Here is a 5,455-nt window from a genome sequence, read left to right as displayed (position 1 = left end):
CGGCCGCTCGCTGTTTTTCACGCTCTGTCGTTATGGTTTTTGTTATCCGTTGGCGGGTCTTATGCCGCCTGTTGCACGCCTGCTTTGCCAGTCACGGCACGTTTGAGCCAGTAGTCGAGGCTGACGTAGCGGCCACCACCGTAAACCAGCAGCACCAGCAGCATCACGAAGTAGGTGGCGGCAAACTCCATCCCGTTGTTGAGCATCACGGGATCCCCGAGCTCGGTGATGTAGTTGTAGCGACCGGGGAAATTGGCGGCCAGCCACTCGATAAAGCCGTTGAGGCGCACAGTGGCCTCCATGCTGCCGGTGGCGATAGCGTCCCAGCCGTGCTTCCAGTGCACCATGGCACTCGCCACGCTCATCAGGAAGATGGTGGGAATGGCCATGATACGGGTAAAGAGGCCAAGGGCGATGCAGATGCAGCCCAGTACCTCGGTAACCGCCGCCAGAAAGGCGAGCAGGGTCGGGAACGGCAGGTTGAGCCCTCCTTCCGAGACCGGGGCACCAAACCAGGCGACCGTGCCGGCAAACCCCATCACCTTGGAGTGGGCCCCCACATAGATGACCGGAATGAGATAGAGGCGAATGGCCAGCAGGGCCAGAAAATCGAGCCGCTTGCACTGGGCTACCGCCCGCTCGTACCACTGGATCAGGGTGTTGTTCATGGGAATTCTCCTTGGTGTTTGCTAAATGGGGGCAAGGGAGTGCCAGGCTGGCGCTCACCGACGGGCAGGGTAAGCAGACCCAGCCGGTGAAAATGGCGCGCCCACTCGCTCAGATCAAAGTCACTGCGTACCTGTTGTACCTGTTGCAGGAACGCGGCTTGAGTGATCCCCGGCTGCTGTTGCAGCAACTGGATCAGCGCCACGTCCCATTCGCGCAAGCGCTGGGTCACCACCTGATGATCCGGGCTGCGAAACAGGCCATAGAAGTGGCTGCCCTGCCGGGTCGGCAACACGCCGCTGCGACGGATGGCAAAGGGTAGCTCCAGCAGTTGCAGGGTGGGATTGAGCACAAGCGGACTCTCCGCCATCACCTCAACCCCCGATATAACTTGCGGCACTACCCCTTCATCAATCTCGACACAGAGGCAGGCCCACTCGTACTCCAGCAGCGCCAGCCGCTGCCTGGGCCAGTTGAGAGAGCCCTCACTGTGGCGATGCTGCACATAGCGGACAAACTCGGTGGCGATATGGTGAAACTCGGGGGCTTCGGCGCCGTGCGCGATGACAAAGCCCTCCACCAGCTGCCCTCTGTCCACCGGCGCCCAGTGAGCGTGGGTGAGCGGAAAAGCGCTCTCCAGCACCGACTCCACATTGGCGCGCACGCTGCGGGCATAGTGGCTGGCGATGCCATCCTGCGGCAGCCGTACCCGGCTCGCCAGCCAGGCGGTCTGCTGCTGCATCCGCTGCGGCGCCGTTTTGGGCGCGCTGATCAGAGATAACCGCCTATCCATAACGCACCTCCCGCACCTGACTGTCGATCGCCTCGCAACAGGCGCCGTGCACCCGTGCCAGCTCGGCCTCCAGCTCTGCCAGCGGCGGCAGATGGTGATCCCGCTCCAGCAGCAGGGGGCGCAGGCCGTGGGTCTGCACCGTATAACGGGCCAGCGCCACCACCTCTTCGCAAACCGGTTTGCCATGGGTATCCAGCAAGGTGCCGTCCGCCTCTTCCAGATGACCGGCGATATGGAAATAGCGGATCGCACTGCCCGGCAGCCCGGCGATCATCCGCTTGGGGCAGTAACCGTGGTTGCGGCTGTTGACGAAGACGTTGTTGATATCGAGCAGCAGCTCGCAGCCGCTGCGCGCCACCAGCTCGGCGAGAAAATCCTCCTCCGGCATCTCGTGGTCATAGCCGTGGTAGTAAGAGATATTTTCCAGCACCAGCGGGCGGGCCAGCGCCTCCTGCACCTGCGCGATCCGCTCGGCCAGATAGGGGATGTTCTCCCACTGACGCGGCACCGGTAGCAGTTCGTAGAGATAACCCTGTTGGTCGCGGGAAAAGCTCAAATGCTCGCTGTAGATCCCGATGCCGAACTCGTCCAAAAAGGTGCGGATCTGGCCGAGCAGGGTGCGATTGAGGGGCTGGCAATCGCCGAGGGAGAGGCTGAGGCCGTGGGCCACCAGCGGGTAACGCTCGGCCAGCTGGTGCAGCTGCGCCCGCTTGGCGCCGCCGATGGCCATCCAGTTCTCCGGCGCCAGTTCGAGAAAGTCGATGCCGGGGCGGATGGGGCCGGAGCAGAGCGCATCCAGATGCTCCTGACGCAGCCCGATCCCCCGACTGCGGGAGCTTATTGGCCGCATACCCCCTCCGTCATCTTGCTGCTCTTGCTGGATGTATTGCCATCAATCCCCTCGCCCGCCACGCCACACTTGCCATCGCGGGCGCGCACCAGCCGCCCCTGCGGATCACTGTCGAGGGCTTGCTTCTCGAAGCGCTTCTCGGTTCCGCACTTGCCCGCCGCACACTTGCCGCCGTGCTGTTCGCTGGGGGCGGCCTTGACAGGCGCATCGCTCGGGGTGGCCGCCAGCGCCAGCCCCGGAGTCAGGGCAATCAGGCTGGTCATGGCGATAGAGAGGGTCAGTTTGCCGGTGGTTTTGTTGCTGCTTGAGTTACTCATGGGCGGACTCCTTGACGGATGAAACGGGATAGCTGGAGAGATCGCGGGCGGCCACGATCTGGCCGTGGAATTGCTGTTTGACGATGGCCATCGCCTCTTTCTTGTGATTGAGGCCAACCCCCATCCAGTGGTTGAGCACCAGCAGCTTGGGGTTTACCTCGGCGGCAATTTTGGCCACCACAGATGGCTTGGCATGGAGCGAGGCGGAGACAGGGTCGGCCCCTTCGTGGATGGCGAGCGGCATCACCAGAATGTCGGCCCCCTTGGCAAACGGCACAAAGGCCGGGTTGCTGCCGTTCTGATCCGCCGAGATAACGATGGTCCCCTCGGCGCTCTCGATGCGATAGGCCAGACAGGGCACGTCACCGTGAGGGATGCCGAGGGCGGTGATGGTCAGCCCATCCTGCTGATAGACGGTGTGAGGCTGCGGGCTCTGGTAGGGCACATCATGGAGGGTGATGGGGAAGAGGCCATCGGTGCCATCCTTGAAACCGCTCAGGTAGGCATAAGCGCCCTTGTCTTTGTTGAAGAGGGCATCAAAGTAGCCGCTCATGCTGGGGAAGGCCGAGCCGGCCTCTGGCCCCGCCAGATCCAGCGGATCGCTGCGCTCGAAGAAGTAGGCCCCCTTGAGCAGGGCGGGCAGGTCGGTCACATGGTCGGTGTGGAAGTGGGTGATGCCGATAAAATCGACCTCTTCGAGCTTGGCCCCCGCCTGGCCGAAGCGCAGGTAGACGCCGCCACCGGCATCGATCAGGATGCGGGATTTCCCCTTCCACCAGATCACCTCGCTGGAGGAGGCGCGCAGATCGTCGGAGATGGGGCCACCACTGCCGAGCACCTGCAGGGTGAAGGTTTTATCCAGTGGCGTCAGTTGTACCGGTTCGGCACAGGCCGGGGCGACGGTGAGCGCGCACCCGATGGCCAGCGCCACCGCTTTCAATCTCTGTTTCATCACAATTACCTGTCGGTTGGTTGTCAGTTGAAAGTGTGTCGTGTGTGTCGTTTAAAGAGGGGGAGAGAGGGGCCGATGGCGACGTATGAACGCCAGCCACCGGCCGTGGCGGGGCGCGAGCCCCGCCGTCAGTTACCGTCCCGTTCGTCCGCCTGCCAGCGCGCTTCCAGCCAGAGCAGGTTGCACAGGCCCAGCAGCAGGGCGAATCCGAGGCCCAAAATCCAGGTGAAGTACCACATAGCAGATCCCTTGAGGTCAGTAGAGTTGATGGCTGTCGCGCTTGATGCGGGCACGGTCGAGCTTGCCGCGCACCACTCGATAGACCCAGCCGGTGTAGCCCAGGTTGATCGGCATCAGCACCAGCACGAGGCCGAACATGATGGCCAGGGTCTTGTAGCTGGAGGTGCTGTCCCACAGGGTCAGGCTGCTGACCGCATCGAGGGATGAAGGCAGCACGAAGGGGAACAGGGCGATGGCTACCGAGCAGAGCATGGCGGCACAGGCAATGGCGCTGGTCAGCAGCGCAATTCGGCCCCGCTCCAGCCAGGAGGCAATCCCGCTCACCAGCGGCGCCAGCGTCCCGATGATCGGCACCAGCCACAGCAGCGGATAGTCAAAGTAGTTGCGCAGCCAGCCTCCGGCGTGGGGGATCACTCCCTTCATCAGCGGGCTGATGGCAGCATTCGGGTCAAAGGGTTGTGTGCCGACACCGGTCAGCTGAAACCCTTGCAGATCCACCAGATGCCAGCCGGCCAGCAGGTAGCAGAGGCTCACCAGCGGGGCCAGCAGGATGGCGATCCCCCGTGCGCGCAGCGCAGGGGTGCCAGTCACCTTGGCTTGTAGAAAACCGGCGCCGTGCAGCAGCAACAGGCTAATGGCAGTGGCCAGCACCGAGAGCAGCCAGCCCCAGTGGAAGTCGAACGCGCCATAGTGCAGACGCAGCGCCGTGTCGAAGCGAAACGGCAGCCCTTCCATCACCAGACCGATCGCCGCACCGAGAATGAGCGCCGGTATCAGGCCACCGGCCACCAACGCCCGATCCCACCAGCGGCGCCAAACCGGATCGGCCAGCTTGCTACGATAGTCAAAACCGACCGGACGCAAAAATAGCCCGAGCAGCAGCACCACCATGGGGATGTAAAGCCCCGAGAAAGCTGCGGCATAGACCAGCGGCCAGGCGGCGAACAGGGCACCGGCACCGGCAATCAGCCACACCTGATTGCCCTCCCACACCGGCCCCACGCTGTTGATCACCAGACGGCGGTCGTCGTCATCTTTCGACACCACCGGCAGCAGCATGGCGATGCCGAGATCGAAGCCATCCATCACGATAAAACCGACCATCATGAAGAGCAGCAGCGCCCACCAGATGAGTTTCAGGGTTGCGTAATCCATCAGGCGATCCTCGCAAGTTCGGGTTGTTCATCGCTGTAGCGGCCGGTATGGAGAATGGCGGGCCCCTTGCGGATCACATGTCGCAGCAGGAACAGCTCCACCACCAGCAACAGGGTGTAGATGGAACAGATGGCGATGAGGCTGAACCAGAGTTGGCCCGGCTGAAGCAAAGAGACCGAGGCCGAGACCGGCAGCACATCGCTGATGGTCCAGGGTTGACGGCCGAGCTCGGCCACCAGCCAGCCCGCCTCGATGGCAATCCAGGGCAGCGGAATGCTCCAGAGCAGGGTCTTGAGCAGCCGTGGCGAGTCTTGCAGCCGGTTGCGGCATAGCTGAACAAAGCTCACTACCATCAGCCCCAGCATGGTGACGCCAAGCCCCACCATCACCCGAAAGCCCCAGAACAGCGGTGCCACTGGCGGGATGGAGTCATCGACCGCCTTGGCAATCTCCGCCTCACCGGCCTTGGCGATATTGCTGGC

General features: G+C 63.0%; 8 protein-coding genes. All 8 read right to left on the bottom strand.

Annotated features, from left to right (window positions below):
• Window positions 1-59: 59 nt before the first annotated feature.
• On the bottom strand, window positions 60-668 hold the full coding sequence (locus AB5Y85_RS11260) for a DoxX family protein (RefSeq protein WP_257686590.1): 609 nt from the start codon (window positions 666-668) through the stop codon (window positions 60-62).
• Window positions 665-1,459, bottom strand: coding sequence for a putative DNA-binding domain-containing protein (locus AB5Y85_RS11255; RefSeq protein ID WP_368221438.1), 795 nt, complete (start codon window positions 1,457-1,459; stop codon window positions 665-667). The genes AB5Y85_RS11260 and AB5Y85_RS11255 overlap by 4 nt, the downstream gene beginning before the upstream one ends.
• Window positions 1,452-2,309 (bottom strand): DUF692 domain-containing protein, encoded by an 858-nt coding sequence (locus AB5Y85_RS11250; RefSeq protein ID WP_368221436.1) that lies wholly within the window; start codon window positions 2,307-2,309, stop codon window positions 1,452-1,454. The genes AB5Y85_RS11255 and AB5Y85_RS11250 overlap by 8 nt, the downstream gene beginning before the upstream one ends.
• On the bottom strand, window positions 2,297-2,626 hold the full coding sequence (locus tag AB5Y85_RS11245; RefSeq protein WP_236302529.1) for a hypothetical protein: 330 nt from the start codon (window positions 2,624-2,626) through the stop codon (window positions 2,297-2,299). Before AB5Y85_RS11245 ends, AB5Y85_RS11250 begins: the two co-directional genes overlap by 13 nt.
• A complete protein-coding gene (locus AB5Y85_RS11240; protein ID WP_042081514.1) occupies window positions 2,619-3,578 on the bottom strand; it encodes an MBL fold metallo-hydrolase in 960 nt (319 codons plus the stop codon). Before AB5Y85_RS11240 ends, AB5Y85_RS11245 begins: the two co-directional genes overlap by 8 nt.
• 128 nt (window positions 3,579-3,706) lie before the next feature.
• Window positions 3,707-3,817 (bottom strand): cytochrome bd-I oxidase subunit CydX, encoded by a 111-nt coding sequence (cydX, locus tag AB5Y85_RS11235; RefSeq protein WP_005337572.1) that lies wholly within the window; start codon window positions 3,815-3,817, stop codon window positions 3,707-3,709.
• 16 nt (window positions 3,818-3,833) lie between these two features.
• Window positions 3,834-4,973, bottom strand: a complete 1,140-nt coding sequence (gene cydB, locus AB5Y85_RS11230; protein ID WP_368221434.1) for a cytochrome d ubiquinol oxidase subunit II — start codon at window positions 4,971-4,973, stop codon at window positions 3,834-3,836.
• On the bottom strand, window positions 4,973-5,455 hold a 483-nt coding region (locus AB5Y85_RS11225; RefSeq protein WP_368221432.1), incomplete at its 5' end, for a cytochrome ubiquinol oxidase subunit I. The genes AB5Y85_RS11225 and cydB, both read right to left, overlap by 1 nt.

Origin of the sequence: Aeromonas sp. R3-1 (assembly GCF_040908345.1) — a bacterium.
GTDB lineage: Bacteria > Pseudomonadota > Gammaproteobacteria > Enterobacterales > Aeromonadaceae > Aeromonas > Aeromonas veronii.
The sequence above is the reverse complement of the archived record's forward strand: the minus strand, read 5'-3'. Positions and strand labels throughout refer to the sequence as shown.